General features: G+C 52.2%; 21 protein-coding genes and 3 pseudogenes. 16 read left to right on the top strand and 8 right to left on the bottom strand.

Going from position 1 to position 14,407, the window contains the following annotated elements:
- Positions 1-104: 104 nt before the first annotated feature.
- Complete coding sequence (locus tag IB237_RS25805; protein ID WP_192491614.1) at positions 105-587, bottom strand: RES family NAD+ phosphorylase; 483 nt, start codon at positions 585-587, stop codon at positions 105-107.
- A gap of 8 nt (positions 588-595) precedes the next feature.
- A pseudogene (locus tag IB237_RS25800) lies at positions 596-945 on the bottom strand (MbcA/ParS/Xre antitoxin family protein).
- Between the two features lie 390 nt (positions 946-1,335).
- On the opposite strand from IB237_RS25800, the gene IB237_RS25795 reads away from it, so the two are divergent.
- The 10 genes and pseudogenes from IB237_RS25795 to IB237_RS25760 all read left to right on the top strand — a co-directional run bounded on the left by IB237_RS25795 (position 1,336) and on the right by IB237_RS25760 (position 6,782).
- Entirely contained in the window at positions 1,336-1,635 is a 300-nt protein-coding gene (locus tag IB237_RS25795; protein ID WP_246788324.1) for a type II toxin-antitoxin system VapB family antitoxin, read from the top strand.
- Positions 1,635-2,072, top strand: a complete 438-nt coding sequence (locus IB237_RS25790; RefSeq protein ID WP_192491613.1) for a type II toxin-antitoxin system VapC family toxin — start codon at positions 1,635-1,637, stop codon at positions 2,070-2,072. Before IB237_RS25795 ends, IB237_RS25790 begins: the two co-directional genes overlap by 1 nt.
- A gap of 117 nt (positions 2,073-2,189) precedes the next feature.
- Positions 2,190-2,486, top strand: coding sequence for a DUF982 domain-containing protein (locus tag IB237_RS25785; protein ID WP_192491580.1), 297 nt, complete (start codon positions 2,190-2,192; stop codon positions 2,484-2,486).
- Positions 2,487-2,654: 168 nt separating this feature from the next.
- Positions 2,655-3,278, top strand: coding sequence for an SOS response-associated peptidase (locus IB237_RS25780; protein ID WP_371815414.1), 624 nt, complete (start codon positions 2,655-2,657; stop codon positions 3,276-3,278).
- A gap of 8 nt (positions 3,279-3,286) precedes the next feature.
- Positions 3,287-3,673, top strand: coding sequence for a DUF6884 domain-containing protein (locus IB237_RS26620; protein ID WP_371815413.1), 387 nt, complete (start codon positions 3,287-3,289; stop codon positions 3,671-3,673).
- A 254-nt stretch (positions 3,674-3,927) separates the two neighbouring features.
- Positions 3,928-4,791: an SDR family oxidoreductase gene (locus tag IB237_RS25775; RefSeq protein ID WP_192491612.1), complete on the top strand. Its 864-nt coding sequence runs from the start codon at positions 3,928-3,930 to the stop codon at positions 4,789-4,791.
- A 346-nt stretch (positions 4,792-5,137) separates the two neighbouring features.
- Positions 5,138-5,332 (top strand): annotated as a pseudogene (locus IB237_RS26375) (hypothetical protein); the annotation flags it as partial.
- Positions 5,333-5,360: 28 nt separating this feature from the next.
- Positions 5,361-5,759: a hypothetical protein gene (locus IB237_RS25770; protein WP_192491611.1), complete on the top strand. Its 399-nt coding sequence runs from the start codon at positions 5,361-5,363 to the stop codon at positions 5,757-5,759.
- A gap of 293 nt (positions 5,760-6,052) precedes the next feature.
- Complete coding sequence (locus IB237_RS25765; protein WP_192491610.1) at positions 6,053-6,553, top strand: ferritin-like domain-containing protein; 501 nt, start codon at positions 6,053-6,055, stop codon at positions 6,551-6,553.
- Positions 6,554-6,605: 52 nt separating this feature from the next.
- Positions 6,606-6,782 (top strand): hypothetical protein, encoded by a 177-nt coding sequence (locus IB237_RS25760; RefSeq protein ID WP_192489480.1) that lies wholly within the window; start codon positions 6,606-6,608, stop codon positions 6,780-6,782.
- Positions 6,783-6,925: 143 nt separating this feature from the next.
- On the opposite strand, the gene IB237_RS25755 is transcribed toward IB237_RS25760, so the two are convergent.
- Positions 6,926-7,222 (bottom strand): DUF982 domain-containing protein, encoded by a 297-nt coding sequence (locus IB237_RS25755; RefSeq protein WP_192491609.1) that lies wholly within the window; start codon positions 7,220-7,222, stop codon positions 6,926-6,928.
- Positions 7,223-7,289: 67 nt separating this feature from the next.
- Entirely contained in the window at positions 7,290-7,763 is a 474-nt protein-coding gene (locus IB237_RS25750) for an Hsp20 family protein (RefSeq protein ID WP_192491608.1), read from the bottom strand.
- Positions 7,764-8,160: 397 nt separating this feature from the next.
- On the opposite strand from IB237_RS25750, the pseudogene IB237_RS25745 reads away from it, so the two are divergent.
- A pseudogene (locus tag IB237_RS25745) lies at positions 8,161-8,394 on the top strand (SOS response-associated peptidase); the annotation flags it as partial.
- Positions 8,395-8,485: 91 nt separating this feature from the next.
- Here the strand turns inward: IB237_RS25745 and IB237_RS25740 are convergent.
- From IB237_RS25740 to IB237_RS25730, 3 genes are read right to left on the bottom strand one after another with little or no spacing between them, the layout of a single operon-like run.
- Positions 8,486-8,632 (bottom strand): hypothetical protein, encoded by a 147-nt coding sequence (locus tag IB237_RS25740; RefSeq protein WP_246788321.1) that lies wholly within the window; start codon positions 8,630-8,632, stop codon positions 8,486-8,488.
- Complete coding sequence (xth, locus tag IB237_RS25735; RefSeq protein ID WP_192491606.1) at positions 8,619-9,500, bottom strand: exodeoxyribonuclease III; 882 nt, start codon at positions 9,498-9,500, stop codon at positions 8,619-8,621. The genes IB237_RS25740 and xth overlap by 14 nt, the downstream gene beginning before the upstream one ends.
- A 7-nt stretch (positions 9,501-9,507) precedes the next feature.
- Complete coding sequence (locus IB237_RS25730) at positions 9,508-9,684, bottom strand: hypothetical protein (protein WP_192491605.1); 177 nt, start codon at positions 9,682-9,684, stop codon at positions 9,508-9,510.
- Between the two features lie 224 nt (positions 9,685-9,908).
- On the opposite strand from IB237_RS25730, the gene IB237_RS25725 reads away from it, so the two are divergent.
- Positions 9,909-10,229, top strand: a complete 321-nt coding sequence (locus tag IB237_RS25725) for a hypothetical protein (RefSeq protein ID WP_371815412.1) — start codon at positions 9,909-9,911, stop codon at positions 10,227-10,229.
- Positions 10,230-10,277: 48 nt separating this feature from the next.
- Here the strand turns inward: IB237_RS25725 and IB237_RS25720 are convergent, their stop codons facing one another.
- Entirely contained in the window at positions 10,278-11,150 is an 873-nt protein-coding gene (locus IB237_RS25720) for a hypothetical protein (RefSeq protein ID WP_192491604.1), read from the bottom strand.
- A 156-nt stretch (positions 11,151-11,306) separates the two neighbouring features.
- Between IB237_RS25720 and IB237_RS25715 the strand changes: the two genes are divergently transcribed.
- The 4 genes from IB237_RS25715 (at position 11,307) to IB237_RS25700 (ending at position 14,287) form a co-directional block, all read left to right on the top strand.
- Positions 11,307-11,624: a DUF3140 domain-containing protein gene (locus IB237_RS25715; protein ID WP_371815416.1), complete on the top strand. Its 318-nt coding sequence runs from the start codon at positions 11,307-11,309 to the stop codon at positions 11,622-11,624.
- 266 nt (positions 11,625-11,890) lie between these two features.
- Positions 11,891-12,298 carry a hypothetical protein gene (locus IB237_RS25710; protein WP_192491602.1) on the top strand — a complete coding sequence of 136 codons (408 nt, stop codon included), beginning with the start codon at positions 11,891-11,893 and terminating at the stop codon, positions 12,296-12,298.
- A gap of 551 nt (positions 12,299-12,849) precedes the next feature.
- Positions 12,850-13,677: an ammonia-dependent NAD(+) synthetase gene (gene nadE / locus IB237_RS25705; protein WP_192491601.1), complete on the top strand. Its 828-nt coding sequence runs from the start codon at positions 12,850-12,852 to the stop codon at positions 13,675-13,677.
- 31 nt (positions 13,678-13,708) lie between these two features.
- The gene (locus IB237_RS25700) at positions 13,709-14,287 is read left to right on the top strand and encodes a cysteine hydrolase family protein (protein WP_192491600.1); all 579 of its coding nucleotides are present in this window, start codon (positions 13,709-13,711) and stop codon (positions 14,285-14,287) included.
- The last annotated feature ends 120 nt before the right edge of the window (positions 14,288-14,407 follow it).

Here is a 14,407-nt window from a genome sequence, read left to right as displayed (position 1 = left end):
CCTTTTTTAGGGTTAACAAAATCGGCTTTACACTTAGATTTCAGCTCAAATCTTATCCACCAAAGATCGGAGGCTACAGCTAGTTTAGCCAGCGCACGGGTATCCTATTTCGATAGTCGGTTGTCGTCGTCGACGAGTACAAGGCGGCAGGGAGCCAAACTTCCCCATTTCCAAAGGACGAAATTAAGGTCCTCATTAGTCGACGCTGGTGCAAAGCTCTTAACAATAAGCCCATAATAGCCACTTGCAGCAAGTTGGCGTGCAAAAGATTGCGTCCGTAATTCACCCGATAGCTTCATCTGATCACGCCAAGTTGGATCGGTTAGCGCTTCAGCATCCATCCCGTGCGACCGAAGGGCAGTTTGGTCTCGGCAGTCACATACGTTTTCAATATCTGCTTCGTAGGAGGCCAATGTTGTCGGTTGCAGCGAACCGACCTGATTGGCCTCTTTGAGTGCCGTCATAATTGTCAGTGACGTGTAGAAGGCCGGAGTTCCTCCTGCATTGAATCGACCGCCATAAAGTTCGGCGCCACGTCCGGACAAAGGCGCACGCGCATAGATCGGATTAAGCGCACGATAATTCATTCGCACAGCTACGCGTGAATGCCGGCGTCCACCGCGTCGATGTAATCCAGAACTTCCTCTGCGCGACCGCTACGGACCAGCTGCATTGCCGTTTGGCCCGAAAACCCGAAAGCGGCTCTGAGCGATACCAGGCATAGGCCATCAGCGCTGAACCGAAGGGAGACTCGACCTTGTTAACGACCTCCATCATCTCACGTAGGCGTCGTTGGGTTTTGTCAGAGCTAATACGGTCCTTGCGTTGGATTGCATCTTTGCCGAGGCCTGCACAGCGACCAATTTCTTCGCTCGTCGTTCGCAGCATGTGAGCTATCTTACCTGGGGCAAATAATCCATTATCTGAATATTGGGCGAGGTCCACGGTGAGGCTCCATTCAAGAATGCCGCGTATATAGACAGTATATAGCGTCAATAAAATCGTGGCTTTAAAGATTTCTATTATTTTTGGCGCGGGAGAAACTGGGCTTTTGCCAAATTTGATTACGGACAAGCGCGTCGCCGTCACAACTTCTAAAGTTGTTATATTTTGCAATGCAGGCATGTTGGTTCCACATTATATGCAACGTTAGTAGGAAATCCACACTCCGTTACGTCAAAATCGCCGGTCAAATCGAACAGATAAAAGCGTTTTTATCGTCTGACGCAGCGCCAGTGCCTACCCCGGTTTTGGATTTGGAAGAGCTACCAAAGCGTGATTATACGGTTGAAATAATGGGACAAATCCGGCTGTTTTAGGCTTGTTAGTTGCCGAATGGATATCCTTATGATACAAGAAAGGATATCCAATGTTAGAGGTTTTGAGATGGGACAACTCTACATCAAAGACGAAGCCGTTTATGAACTGGCAGTAGCGGTTATGAAGGCTACGAATGCAAAGAGCAAAACCGATGCTGTTCGCCACGCACTGCAGGACGCATTGAAGCGTGCGCAGGAAACTGTGCCGTTGCGTGAGCGCGTTCGAGAACTGCAGGATGCTGTAGCGGCGCAACGCGGCCCAAACCCGAGGCCAATTGATTTGAAGAAAATCTCTGACGAATTGTGGGAAGATTAATGTATCTGGATGCCTCAGCAATAATCTCAATTTTGGCCAGTGAGGACGATGGCGGCTATCTTTTGGCTAAGATCGAGATGAGCAATAAGCCGATCATGTATTCGTCGCTTACGGCCTATGAAGCGGTTGTTAGTCTGGCACGGATTTACACTGAAGATCGGATCGGATCGAATAAACCAATTCCCAAAGATTTTTTGGACGATGCTCAGGACCAGGTCGAAAGGTTTCTGACACTGATCAATGCGCGCGATATTTCGATAAGCGGTACAACGCACCGTAAAGCCCTGGCTGCAAATCGCGAGTATGGAAAGGTTGTCGCAAGTCCGGCGCGGTTGAATTTGGGCGATTGCTTCGTTTACGCGATGGCAAAGGAATATCGTCTACCGCTGCTGTTCAAAGGTGACGATTTCACCAAGACGGATATTGAGCGGGCGTAGTTCGCTCGCTGGAGCCTATCTGGTCTAAAAAATGGGTCGTCTGGTCTTGAACGACGCTGTATCCACTCCAATATATTTTCCGCTTCTTGATCTGGTTGTTTAGATTGGAGGTATGAAATGGACAGCCAAGATGTTTTGTTTCGTGCACCCGTTCGCGTGCGCCTGCAATGCGGGCTGGAGCGAACATTTCTAAGTGTCTACGACGCGCTGGATTATCTTGAACATGAATGGCCTCTGCGCCGTGGCGAACGGTACAAAAAGGCCGTCGATAAATGCCGCGGAGCACTTTCATGGTTTGCACCAGTCGAGGTCGCACGAGAGGCGTTTATTGCTGCATGTCTTGAGGCTGGCATGCCGCTGGTAATGACCGCACCACCAAGTATGGGAAATGCCAATATCCGGGCAAGCGCCTGAGCAAAATTAGCCCCGCTGCCTGGCGGGGCTTCATTGTTTAGGGCAGCCCACAAATGCGCTACCGCTGTCCGGAACTGTGATCACCTGTTTGGATGGGATAACACTGATGTGCGGTCGCTTTACCAATGAAATGACTTGGAGCGAGATCCACGCTCTCTGTAGCTTTTTGTGGATAAAGGCCCGCCGCCCTCGAACATGCCGCCGCGCTATAATATCGCCCCCACCCAGAGCGTTCATTTCGCGCACAAGGACAGCGACGGTCATTTGATGGTCGATTATGGCCGCTGGTGGCTGGTGCCGTTCTTCGCCAAAGAGTTGCCGAAAGCGGCAATGTTCAATGCCAGGATCGAGACTGTTGATACGTCAGGCGCGTTTCGGGAGCCGTTCAAATCGGCACGCTGTCTCATTCCCGCGGACGGATATTTCGAGTGGACGACCAGCGCCGAGGACGGGAAGAAAGATCCTTGGCTGTTTCAGATGCCCGAGGCGAAAGGCTTTTCGCTCGCTGGACTGTGGGCGCATAATGACAAACTGAACGTGACGAGCTGCACGATCATCACCGCGCCGGCCACTCCGAAGATTTCAGCAATCCATGATCGTATGCCGGTCATCCTGGATCCGGCGACATACGATGAATGGCTTGATACGGATATCAAAGGCGATGATGCAAAGGCCTTGTTACGGAGCCAGCATTCTAATGATGAGCTAGAGTTTCATCGTGTCGGCCGAGGCGTGAACTCGTCGCGGTACGATGGAACAGATACGAAAATGCCCATCATAAATTCGCAGTGAGTAATGCCATGACCGTATCGTTGCATTTGGTTGCCTGTGTTAAAGCGAAGGCCACCACACCCTCCCGCGCGTGTCAGAGCTCTACCAGTCGGAATGGTTCAAGAAAGCCCGGGCGTGTGTCGAAGCTCGGCAAGCGCCCTTGGTACATTCTCTCCGCCCTGCATGGAATTGTCGATCCGGACGAGATTATCGCTCCCTATGAAAAGACACTCATATCTATGACGGCAAAACAACTTCGGGAATGGAGGCAGCGTGTAATCCAGCAATTGAATGAACGACAGCACAGCACCCACGCCCAAATAGTAGTCCTTGCTGGCCAGGCTTATCGTCAACCTATTCTAGGTTGGATGGGCAATCGAGCCGTCGTGCCCATGCAAGGGTTGGCAATCGGTTAGCAGTTGTCTTGGCTGAAGCGTAACGAATGACGGTTAGCTTTTGGGGCTCAATATTGCGCAGGAGGATGGGGCAGGAAGTCAGTCGCGAAAGAGCTGAAGTCCCGAAAGGCAGGATGACCGCCCTGTAGAGACCGTTTGGCTGCATTCTATGGCGCGAAGGCATGGCTGTATTCGCGGCCGCTGAAATCCACTTTCGGAACAGTAGGTGCTTAAAGGTAGTTAACCGCACTAACCCCTAAAAAAGGAGAGCCGTGATGGAAGATACACGATACCCTACCCCGCCATATCCAGAACAGCAGCAGGAGCCACCAGGCAAGACTAACAAGATGGAACCTGTTCCTGACCATGGTGAAAAGTCCTACACGGGCGACGGTAAGCTCACGGGCAAAGTCGCCCTCATCACGGGCGCTGATTCCGGGATCGGCAAGGCCGTCGCCATTGCTTTTGCCCGAGAAGGCGCCGATGTCGTTATTTCCTACCTCAACGAGGATGACGACGCCCGCGACACCGCGAAGTGGGTTGAGGAAGCGGGACGTAAAGCTATAATCGTTCCAGGCGATATTAAATCCGAGCGACATTGCGACGATATCGTGAAGCGCGCCGTCGATGAACTCGGTGGCATCGACATCCTTGTCAACAACGCTGCATTCCAACGCACCTATTCTGATATAGCTGACATCACCGCTGAAGAATGGGACGAAACGTTCCGCACCAACATCTACGCGCCGTTCTTCCTGTCGAAGGCCGCCGTTCCCCACATGAAGCCTGGTAGCTCAATTATCAACACAACCTCTATCCAGTCGCGGCAGCCGTCGCCTCAGCTACTGGCATATGCCTCCACCAAAGGCGCTATTTCAAACTTCACCGCGGGTCTTGCCGAGATGCTTGCGGAAAAAGGCATTCGCGTGAATGCGGTCGCACCTGGTCCTATTTGGACGCCGCTTATACCTTCCACTATGTCAGCCGAGAAGGCTGCCAAATTTGGAAAGAACACACTTATAGGGCGGGCCGGGCAGCCAGCAGAGTTGGTGGGGGCTTACGTTCTGCTCGCGTCTGAACTCGGAAGCTACATGACGGGAGCCGTCATTCCCGTGACAGGCGGAGAGATCATGATCTGACGAAATTGAGGCGGCTTCCAGACGACCGTTGGGCTCACAGCTCGGGTACAGTCGTTAATGCGTTGGAACCCAACCCTTCCGTTAGAGTTAGATTTTTGCCACGCTGCGGTGAACTCGTATGTGGCGCCCGTTGGAACCTTAACGCGTCTCTCAAAAGAGACGCGCTTTTTTGTGAGGGCCCGAAAACGTGAGGTATATATTTGCCCGCACCTATCGACCAGCCTAAAAACTTAGACAACCCTCTGCGCTTCAATATGAGCTGGCGCGACAGATGCCCGTTCAGAGGGCTCCTTGGTCTGGCGGGCGAAAACCCCAGGCACGGGACGCTTTAACTTGAGCACCCGCCTTCGAACTCGCTGATTATGTTCAGCTTCAAGGTGCGTTGCTTGGCAAAGTTTTGCTGAGGATCAGTCTCAGACGTGAAATCCCGGAGGCAATGAAACCGCTAGCAAAGTCACGATTTGCGCTTCGCAGAATGAACCACTTACATTGGCAACCAACCGCCACGAGGTCTGACCCCGGAACTCGCGAGCTCTGTTAGGAGTTTCAGTTCGAAATGGAGGTGTGCGATGGAGCAATTACCGAATTCGAACGAACCTAGCAGAACTGAGAACTCGTTTAGTGAGGTCGACAAGCGGCCGTACGGATCTCAGAGCCCGACAGAAATCGAGAAATCCGACATTGATGACGAGACCCCGTTGGTTGATCAGGCCCTGGCAAGCGTTCGAGATCGTGATGTCTCCTTTGCGGAAGAGGAACTGGCGGCACTCAGGGAAGAGTATTTCAGTCTTCAAAATCGGATGAAAACAGCAGGACTTGAACTTAAGACCAAGGCGGTCGATGAAGTGGTGGATGTGGTGGCGCAGGCGCGGGTAGCCATTCGTCGCAAACCTCTACTTACAGTTCTGACATGTAGCGCAGTAACTCTCTTAGTTGGCCTCGCTTACGGACAAACCCAACGACGGTGACGGGCGGGAGGTACGCCGAGTCTGGTGGGCCGTCGTCTATACTACAACTGCGGTGTCAGTTCCTCAAACACATCTGATGGAAAGCGGTGCAGGACAACATTTCAATATAGCCCTGACACGGTTGTTCCTCTTTAACTTCCAGCTTCAACTTATGGCCAGTAACGTATTCGCCAAAACCGAAAAATCAATCAGGAACCCAGTGGTTCGAACACTGCGCAGGAATACTGGCCACTCCCGGAACCCTTTGTCGTTGCCAAGAGTTCAATTATTTCCATTCACTAAAGAGGTTAGAGATGGCTACGACAAAAACATTGGACGATCTGTTTCTCGATACACTCAAGGACATTTACTACGCTGAAAAGCAAATCTTGAAGACTCTTCCAAAAATGGCGAGAGCTGCGCAGTCCGAGGAAGGCAAAGCCGGTTTCCTACAGCACCGAGATGAGACGCAAGGTCAAATTGAGCGGCTGGAACAAGTGTTCGAGTTGCTTGGCAAAGCCGCGCGCGGGAAAACCTGCGAAGCTATCCAAGGCATCATCGCTGAGGGTGAGGAAATTATCGACGACTTTAAGGACAGTCCCGCCTTGGACGCAGGCTTGATTTCGTCGGCGCAGGCAGTCGAGCACTACGAGATTGCTCGTTATGGCACTTTGATCGAATGGGCAAAACAGCTCGGTCTTACTGATGCGGTTCCCCTGTTGCAGCAAAACCTGCAAGAGGAAGAAGCGACTGACAAAAAACTGACCCACCTCGCTAAAGCTTCGGCAAATGCCAAGGGCCCAAAAAAAGCTTGAGACCAAAATATGGGTCGCTCCAAAGGCGGCCCATTTTCCAAGGGAGAAACCGATGAGCAAGCGCGAATTTATCGACACAGGAACGGACAAGCGTTACGTTCGCCGAGATGACAATGGCCAGTTTAAGGAATCGGTCGATGTCGGCAAATCTCTTTCAGCCGACAAGCGTCATGCTGCTAAACATGAAGCAAAGCCAGGCGAAGGTGACAAGGGCGACCATAAGTCGTGACCACCGCTGCGACCTTTAACGTCGTCATCAGCGGCGGACGACGGGAGTTCTCTCCCGCAAACAATCATAGACGTGTCTTATGTAACACGAGCAGACAGAGATAGCGCTGTGAAAGGCAGGCGGTGGTTTGGTGAGGGCACGGATTACCGCGCATGGGGATTGCAGCCGCCACGGCGTTTCGTTGCACCAAGGGACACTTCGGGAGCAATTAGATCGTGCTTTTCGGCAAACGCCTTGTACAGTCCGCGAGCCGTCTCTGCTTCGATCTGGCCACAGACGGCTGCCTTACACGCCTTCAAGGCAACGGAGTGCGTTATATCTCTAAATTGGGGCGGCCATTCACTTAGGTGTCGGTATGCATCTAGGGCGCCTTTTATCTCTGTAGGAAATCCTAGACCCACAAGAATGTTAACGGGTTGTCGGAACATATCGGGTTTCATCACTCTCTCCTTCCCAACCCCGATGTAGAGGCGTCACCATGGTGACGCCCCGTATTTCAACCAAGACTTATGCAGCCTTCTGCGCTTCGATCTGGACCGGCGGAAGAGACGCCAGTTCAGACACCTTCGTGATTTCGATCTTTCGTGGTTTCAATGCCTCGGGGATCTCACGAACGAGCTCGATCAACAGGAGGCCGTTGCTAAGTTCCGCGCCGTTCACTCTCACGTGGTCGGCGAGCTCGAACCGGTGTTCGAACGGACGCCCGGCAATACCGCGGTGGATATAACCTTCCGAGGATTCTTCCTGCTTTTTACCCTTGACTGTGAGTAGGTTGGATTGGAACGTCATGTCGAGATCATCCTCGGCAAACCCAGCCACCGCTATCGCGATCCGGTAGGTATCGTCGCCAGTCTTGATAATATCATAAGGCGGCCAATCGCTGATCGACCGGGCGCGCTGTGCATTTTCGAGCAGATTGAACACTCTGTCGAAGCCGACGCTAGAGCGGAAGAGTGGTGCGAAGTCGTAAGATGTTGCCATAGCCATATCCTCCTGAAAGCAACATGGTTACAGGGTGCCAAATCCTGGCTCCCAGCGAAGCCAGCCCTCATTGAGCGGCTGGCGACAATCGATTTGGTTTTGCAGATTTTTCATTTCAAGATTGGTAACAAAAAAAATTGCATCACTTTTGAGAAGACCAAACGGTCGAAGGCAGGCGAACCTGATCGGGCGTTGAGGCTTGATGGACGAAGTCTCCGGCGACATCCTTCAATAATGAAGCCAAGTCGACTTCCTGTTGATAATGGCCACCTATGGCACCTCTAGCCTGCTGGCCGACGATTGCCAAAAGAGGCTGATGGTCGGCCCGAGCGAAAGTACGGCGCGTACTTCATGGTGCGGATGAGGGTAAGCTCATGCCGAATGGTTTTGAGCACATTTCCTGACGACAGATCCGAACGAACTTGTGCGGCCCATCCATGAAAAGGCTATGCCGGTGCTGCTGCTCACCAAAGAGGAAACAGACATCTGGATGCATGCGGTGTGGAATGAGGCGAAAGCTTTGGCGTGTTCACTGCCGGACGATGGTCTCATTATCGCGTCACGTGAGCCTTACGGTTCGACCATCGTCAACAAGTCAGGTGAACCTGTCGAACAAAAGAGTTTGTTTTAGGCGATAAAACCGACCCGTCTACGCCCGGGAAATATGTGAGAACGAGATGGCGCTCACGTGAGGCAAGCTTATAGAATACAAGGAATAGCCCTTACTCCTGATCCGCTCCTGGCCAGTCATTTGCCGGCTCGTCGACCTCAGCGACGTTGTCATCTGCTGGATCTGGATCCTTGTCGTAGGCTTTGCTGAGTTCGCGCAGTTGCTGTTGAGCAAGCGCAATAACGTCAGCCGGCTTCATCCCGTTTACGACGTATGCGTCGATCAACTCCTCGAGCTTGAGTTTGAGGTCCGCTTTTAACAGATCGGTCATAGCCGCTTCCTTTGTTCAACGGTGCGTCTTCAATTTCAATCCAAACTGGCGCGTGATCGCTGGCATGCTCCCAACCTCTGACGTGGCGGTCAACTTCAGCCTTAACCAGTCTTTCCGCAGTGGTTGGATCAAGAAGTAAATGATCAATCCGCAGGCCAGCGTTTCGGGCATATGCATCTCGAAAATAGTGCCAGAACGTGTAGATCGTCTCATTGGGATGGAGGGCTCGTAGAGCGTCAGTCCATCCCTCATTCAAAAGTAGTTCGTAAGCCTTACGCACCTCGGTGCGGAATAGTGCATCGTTCTTCCATCGCTCTGGTTTGTAAACGTCCCGCTCGGTGGGCACGACATTGTAATCGCCCGCTAGCACGACAGGGATTTCCAGTTCCAGCAACTCCTCTGCGTAGTCCTGCAACCGCTTGAACCATCTCAGCTTATAGTCGAACTTTGGCCCCGGGTATGGATTGCCGTTCGGAAGGTAAAGATTACCGACCAATACACCATCAACGACCGCCTCGATGTAGCGAGACTGACTATCTTCGGCTTCGCCAGGCAGACCTCTGCGAGTTAGCAACGGCTCCTGACCCTTAGCGAGTATAGCTACCCCGTTCCAGGATTTTTGTCCGTGCCATACCGCACCGTATCCAGCAGCTTCAATGGCAAGTAGAGGAAACCGCGTGTCCTGTGCTTTCAGTTCCTGAAGACAAACCACGTTGGGAGATGCCTCTTCCAGCCATCGAAGCAAAAGGTCAAGTCGACCGCCTATTCCGTTTACATTGAACGTCGCGATCTTCATTCATGAATCAACGCTTGTGGTCGCCCTTGTCACCCTGGCCCGGCTTGGCGTCATTTTTTGCATCGTGACGCTTGTCAGCCGAAAGTGACCGTCCAACATCGACGGTTTTCTTAAACTTGCCATCTTCGTCACGACGCACATATCGTTTGTCATTTTCGGTATCGATCAGCTCTCTCTTTGTCATCACTTTTCCTCCAGATGATCTGAAGGATTGAACTCCGAAGCACGGCGATGGTTGCGTTGATGCTTTCTGGCAAACACTGGGCATTAGGTTAATTTGGTTCACCTCGGGCGATCCTATGCAGGAAACCCTTACCGAGCTCATTAAGACCAAGAAGATCGTTCAAATCAAAAACCAATACGCGTAAGGCTAAGTCCACCGCAGAGTCCAGCAATGTCATCAACATTATGGACGCTCTGAAGAAGTCGCTGGAGAAAGAACTCGAAGCCAAAAGGCGAGTTAAAATGCATCTCACTGAGACCTACATAGAGCATTTGGATAACTACTGGAAAATTGAGTTCATCGGCGACGACGGCGATGTCGCAACCGTGCAAGTCGCTGGCGATGATGACCTTGATGAAGTCGACGTGGTTGATCGTGCTCGTGGAATAATGGTGCAGTTGACCGCGTTCGGTACGCGGGGTGGCGGCAAAAGCGTCGATAAGTACGATGCTGCCAGTAATGGCAATTTCGACGCCGATGAACCCAATTTGGGAACACAGCACTGACTTAAACCAAACTTCCAATTCCGAAACTGCATCATCGGCCCAGACCCTCTAATCTGGTTTTTCGACGACTTCAGAAATTCGCCGTTCACGGGATTTCGCGGCGCGTCGCGCCTTTCGCAATTCTTCAAGTGTGGGCTGCCACCAGCCTCGATCTTTCTCCTCTTGCCGCATCTCGGATTTCGCCGGCCATGTGTGCACGAGTTCCTCAAGCGTTGGCAGCCGCCAAAGGGCCCACACATGTTCGTCGTCTGCATGGGGATACTGTTCCAGAACTTCTGACAGATCGACGATCTCACCGGTAACATCAATTATCACCACAACGCCGAATGCTTGTGTCGCCACAGGCCGATGGAGCGGAGGAAGATCGTCGCTGGGTACCGGCAGTCGACGCTTACGCCGCTCCGTCGTGCGACGCTTGGCCCTAGCCTCCTCCTCGGTGCCCTTTCGTGCCTCAGCACGTTTTCGACGCTCATCGGGCTCTGCTCTCTTTGCAGCCTCTTCGATCGCTTCCCAACGATGTTGGAGATCGTCGTAAGACGCATATGGTACGTGCCATGCTTTATCGCCAGCGTTCCATCTGGCGAAAGGTATCTGGCGCAATTCCTCCACAACAGTCCTCGAAAACGGCGTACGTACGCGGAAGCCGATATCAATTACGTCGAGATAGGAGGAGAGGATTGGTTCAAAAGCATACGCGTCGCGACCACGCTCCTGTTCGTGCGGTGAACGACGGTCTGCCTCGGATGCCAGCCAGCGATCAAAGCGTCGTCGAGCGGTCGTCCCTTTGACCTTCCAGGCTTGAAGTTGATCATCCCATCGTGCGGTTGGAAACGTCTCTCGGAATCTGACGACCGTCATGTGGTCGAAAGGGAAAGACACAATTTCGATCGTTGGCTTATCTTCTTCCTGTTTCTCAGTCATCGCGCCTCCTTTCCAACAACGCGCAACGACCCAAGACGTTTCAAACGAGGATAGACCGGCGAAGAAAAGCTGTGTGGAACACTCGCCGGCCCCCGCGGATTAGCTTGCCAAGCACACAAGGAGGATCAGACGGCCCAAAAACAAGACCTCGAGCGGATTTGGAACGATTTTCAGGATGCTGTGAACATGACGCCAGCTTCTCTTGATACGTGGCTCAATACCGACGACAGCCGGGAGAGCGGGTGGAAAGATGGCGGTGATGAAACAATTGGTCATCATTCAGGTCGCCGCATCGTGGAGATAAAACGTAAGAAGAAAGATGAACTGACTCAGCACGACTACGAACACATGCGCAAAGTCATCAGATTTGTTCATCGTCACCTCAAACAAGGCGGACCGAAAGACGACAAGGAACATTCGCCTTGGCGACACTCCCTCATGAACTGGGGACATGATCCGTTAAAGAACAACTGAAGCTGATGAACCAGAATGCTTCGCATCCGGTTTGTTTGTTTACAACAGCAGGAGAATTTCGATGAACGACAACGTCAACAATGCCGGTTCCTATCCCGAAATGCAGGTACTACGAGCAACCTGACCGCTTTGTTTGATAGCCAAGGCGATGCCGATAAGGTCATCGACCGACTGAAGGAAGCTGGAATCACCGAGGTGCGACTACTTCCCGGATACGAATCCAGCGAGAACGCCACCGTCATGGCTGATCAAACTTTTGGGCGAATTTGGAGGATTGGTTCTTTCCGGATGACGACAGAGCAACCTATGCGGAAGGATTGACGCGTGGCGGTTTCCTCGTCTCCTTTAGTGTCGAAAGAGAACACTACGAAACCGCCCACGCTATCCTGGACGATGAGGGCACGATCAACCTAGACGATCGAGCTGATGTGTGGAGTAGCGAAGGCTGGGATGCCAACATCTCGATTTCGGAATTCAAGCAGCTGAAAAGTGACCCAGCTTCAACTATCGCTAACGCCGACCGCATCCAACAAACGGAAGACGCGACGGACGATGCGTTTGCCGCAGATCCAACAGACACAAACCCAGGCGTTGGTAGTTCTCACGCACCGCGGGAACACGCTCTGGCAGGGTCCGTTCGTACGATCTGGATTCTGAGCTTCCCGACAGCCTGAAAGACCATATCCTGCCCCCAGGTCATCAAGTTACGGTAGACGAAGCAAACGATAAAGCCAACCGTGACATGCGTCAGTCGCAGGATCTGGACGGCCGTCGTCAGGATCAAATCCTTAACAGAGATCGATAACAACAAGCCGGGCGCCAAGCATCGTTCATTTCTTGGAATACTCAATCGGAATGCCAAACCATTTGTTGTTTACCGATAAGCCGCCTAGGAGATTCATGATCGAGTTCAGAAAGGGTGCTTGTCCTTAAAGCGAGCTTCTCGCCCCCATACCCACTGGGCGGTGCGCAACCCAGTCATTCACTGTAAACCTCCGATCAATTTTGGGAACAAACTTTCCATCACGAGGTTCGGATCATGCCAGGATACCTTTCACCCGTATACTTGGATCTCGATGGTAAATTGGCACGTCTCCAGTGGAGACATTCCCTTTTTACACGTAGGTCAGTCTCTATAGACCTACATCGGAGGTAGGGTGAGAGCTCCTGCAATTGATCAGATGGGAGAAATCCTCCCGCCATAGCACTACCGGAGCAAAAGCACATGAAGGACGAGCAAAACAACATCATCAGTGCGCTCGGGGTTGCAATGACATTTGATGTATCACTCGAAATCGAGCGCCGACTAAATTTTTTAAAAGATTACGTCCGGTCCTCTGGATCAAAAGCCTTGGTCCTTGGCATCAGCGGCGGAGTCGATTCATTGACCGCCGGACTTATGTCACAACGAGCCATTCGTTCCATGCGTGAGAGCGGATACGACGCTCAATTTTTTGCGGTGCGGCTCCCGTACGGCACGCAAGCAGACGAGCAGGATGCCCAAAAATGCTTATCCGTGATCAACCCCGACAGGATAGTGACAATTGATATCAAAGCCGCCACTGACGCAATGATGGAGGCTGTAAACGTTGATGCCAAAGATCTGCTTTCAGGACCACGTCATCACTTTCATCTCGGCAACATCAAAGCCAGACAACGCATGATCGCCCAATACGCACTGGCAGGGTCCAGCAAGGGACTTGTTATTGGTACGGACCATGCCGCGGAGGCGTTGATGGGGTTTTACACGAAATTCGGCGATGGGGCCGCTGACGTTCTTCCGCTTTCTGGACTTAATAAACGGCGTGTACGCAGTGTCGCTCAAAAGCTGGGAGCGCCCGATGATCTTGTGTTTAAGACCCCAACCGCCGACCTTGAGAGCGACGCCCCCTTAAAGCCGGACGAAGACGTCTATGGTGTAACCTATGACGAGATCGATGATTTCCTTGAAGGAAAGACAGTATCTCCTTCAGCACATCACAAGATCACAGCAGCCTATCGCGCATCAGCTCACAAGCGTGCCTTGCCCGTGGTGCCAATTGAGATCGCGTGAATATGAAGTACGAGCGCACTCTGGAGAAAAAATGAACCATTGGGTCCATCTATGCATCGATATGCAACGGATATTTGCCGAGGATACCCCTTGGCATGTCCCTTGGATGAGCCGCGTATCGGGCGAGATCATTGAGCTCTCAGAACGCTATCCAGAGCGAACCATATTCACGCGCTTCATTACGCCGGAGCGAGCAAACGATATGCCTGGAATGTGGAAGGCCTATTATCAGAAATGGCACGAGATGACACGCGCAGAACTTGCCACCGAGCTGTTGGACATAGTGCCGGGTCTCGCCCATCTTGTACCTCCAGCCCGCATATTTGATAAATTGACCTACTCTCCCTGGACGAGCGGACACCTTCATCAACAGCTCCACGCAGAAGGTGTAGACACCGTTGTCATCACGGGAGGCGAAACCGATGTCTGCGTTCTCGCGGCTGCGATCGGAGGGATCGAGCTTGGTTACAAGGTGATCGTTTTAAAGGACGCAGTTTGCAGCGGGGCAGATGAAACGCACGATGCGGCCATCGAATTACTAAGCGGACGTTTCTCGGCACAGGTGGATATCTCGAAGACTGCAGATTTTATAGCTCAACTTCGTTCGTGAGGTGGGCCTGAACCACTCAATTCGAAGATCTCGAACGAGGTCCTCCGAACTGCTTTCACCGTTGCGAAAGCGTTTCAGAATAACTCCGCAGTTCGACAAAAGCTCGTCGGGATTACGATT

This window comes from Agrobacterium sp. AGB01 (assembly GCF_014851585.1).
Lineage (GTDB): Bacteria > Pseudomonadota > Alphaproteobacteria > Rhizobiales > Rhizobiaceae > Agrobacterium.
The sequence above is the reverse complement of the archived record's forward strand: the minus strand, read 5'-3'. Positions and strand labels throughout refer to the sequence as shown.

Bases quoted from the DNA above. Each gene is read 5' to 3' on its own strand.
- IB237_RS25805 (WP_192491614.1), bottom strand. From the start codon at position 587: ATGAATTATCGTGCGCTTAATCCGATCTATGCGCGTGCGCCTTTGTCC.
- IB237_RS25795 (WP_246788324.1), top strand. From the start codon at position 1,336: ATGGATATCCTTATGATACAAGAAAGGATATCCAATGTTAGAGGTTTT.
- IB237_RS25790 (WP_192491613.1), top strand. From the start codon at position 1,635: ATGTATCTGGATGCCTCAGCAATAATCTCAATTTTGGCCAGTGAGGAC.
- IB237_RS25785 (WP_192491580.1), top strand. From the start codon at position 2,190: ATGGACAGCCAAGATGTTTTGTTTCGTGCACCCGTTCGCGTGCGCCTG.
- IB237_RS26620 (WP_371815413.1), top strand. From the start codon at position 3,287: ATGACCGTATCGTTGCATTTGGTTGCCTGTGTTAAAGCGAAGGCCACC.
- IB237_RS25775 (WP_192491612.1), top strand. From the start codon at position 3,928: ATGGAAGATACACGATACCCTACCCCGCCATATCCAGAACAGCAGCAG.
- IB237_RS25770 (WP_192491611.1), top strand. From the start codon at position 5,361: ATGGAGCAATTACCGAATTCGAACGAACCTAGCAGAACTGAGAACTCG.
- IB237_RS25765 (WP_192491610.1), top strand. From the start codon at position 6,053: ATGGCTACGACAAAAACATTGGACGATCTGTTTCTCGATACACTCAAG.
- IB237_RS25760 (WP_192489480.1), top strand. From the start codon at position 6,606: ATGAGCAAGCGCGAATTTATCGACACAGGAACGGACAAGCGTTACGTT.
- IB237_RS25755 (WP_192491609.1), bottom strand. From the start codon at position 7,222: ATGAAACCCGATATGTTCCGACAACCCGTTAACATTCTTGTGGGTCTA.
- IB237_RS25750 (WP_192491608.1), bottom strand. From the start codon at position 7,763: ATGGCAACATCTTACGACTTCGCACCACTCTTCCGCTCTAGCGTCGGC.
- IB237_RS25740 (WP_246788321.1), bottom strand. From the start codon at position 8,632: ATGAAGCCGGCTGACGTTATTGCGCTTGCTCAACAGCAACTGCGCGAA.
- xth (WP_192491606.1), bottom strand. From the start codon at position 9,500: ATGAAGATCGCGACGTTCAATGTAAACGGAATAGGCGGTCGACTTGAC.
- IB237_RS25730 (WP_192491605.1), bottom strand. From the start codon at position 9,684: ATGACAAAGAGAGAGCTGATCGATACCGAAAATGACAAACGATATGTG.
- IB237_RS25725 (WP_371815412.1), top strand. From the start codon at position 9,909: ATGGACGCTCTGAAGAAGTCGCTGGAGAAAGAACTCGAAGCCAAAAGG.
- IB237_RS25720 (WP_192491604.1), bottom strand. From the start codon at position 11,150: ATGACTGAGAAACAGGAAGAAGATAAGCCAACGATCGAAATTGTGTCT.
- nadE (WP_192491601.1), top strand. From the start codon at position 12,850: ATGAAGGACGAGCAAAACAACATCATCAGTGCGCTCGGGGTTGCAATG.
- IB237_RS25700 (WP_192491600.1), top strand. From the start codon at position 13,709: ATGAACCATTGGGTCCATCTATGCATCGATATGCAACGGATATTTGCC.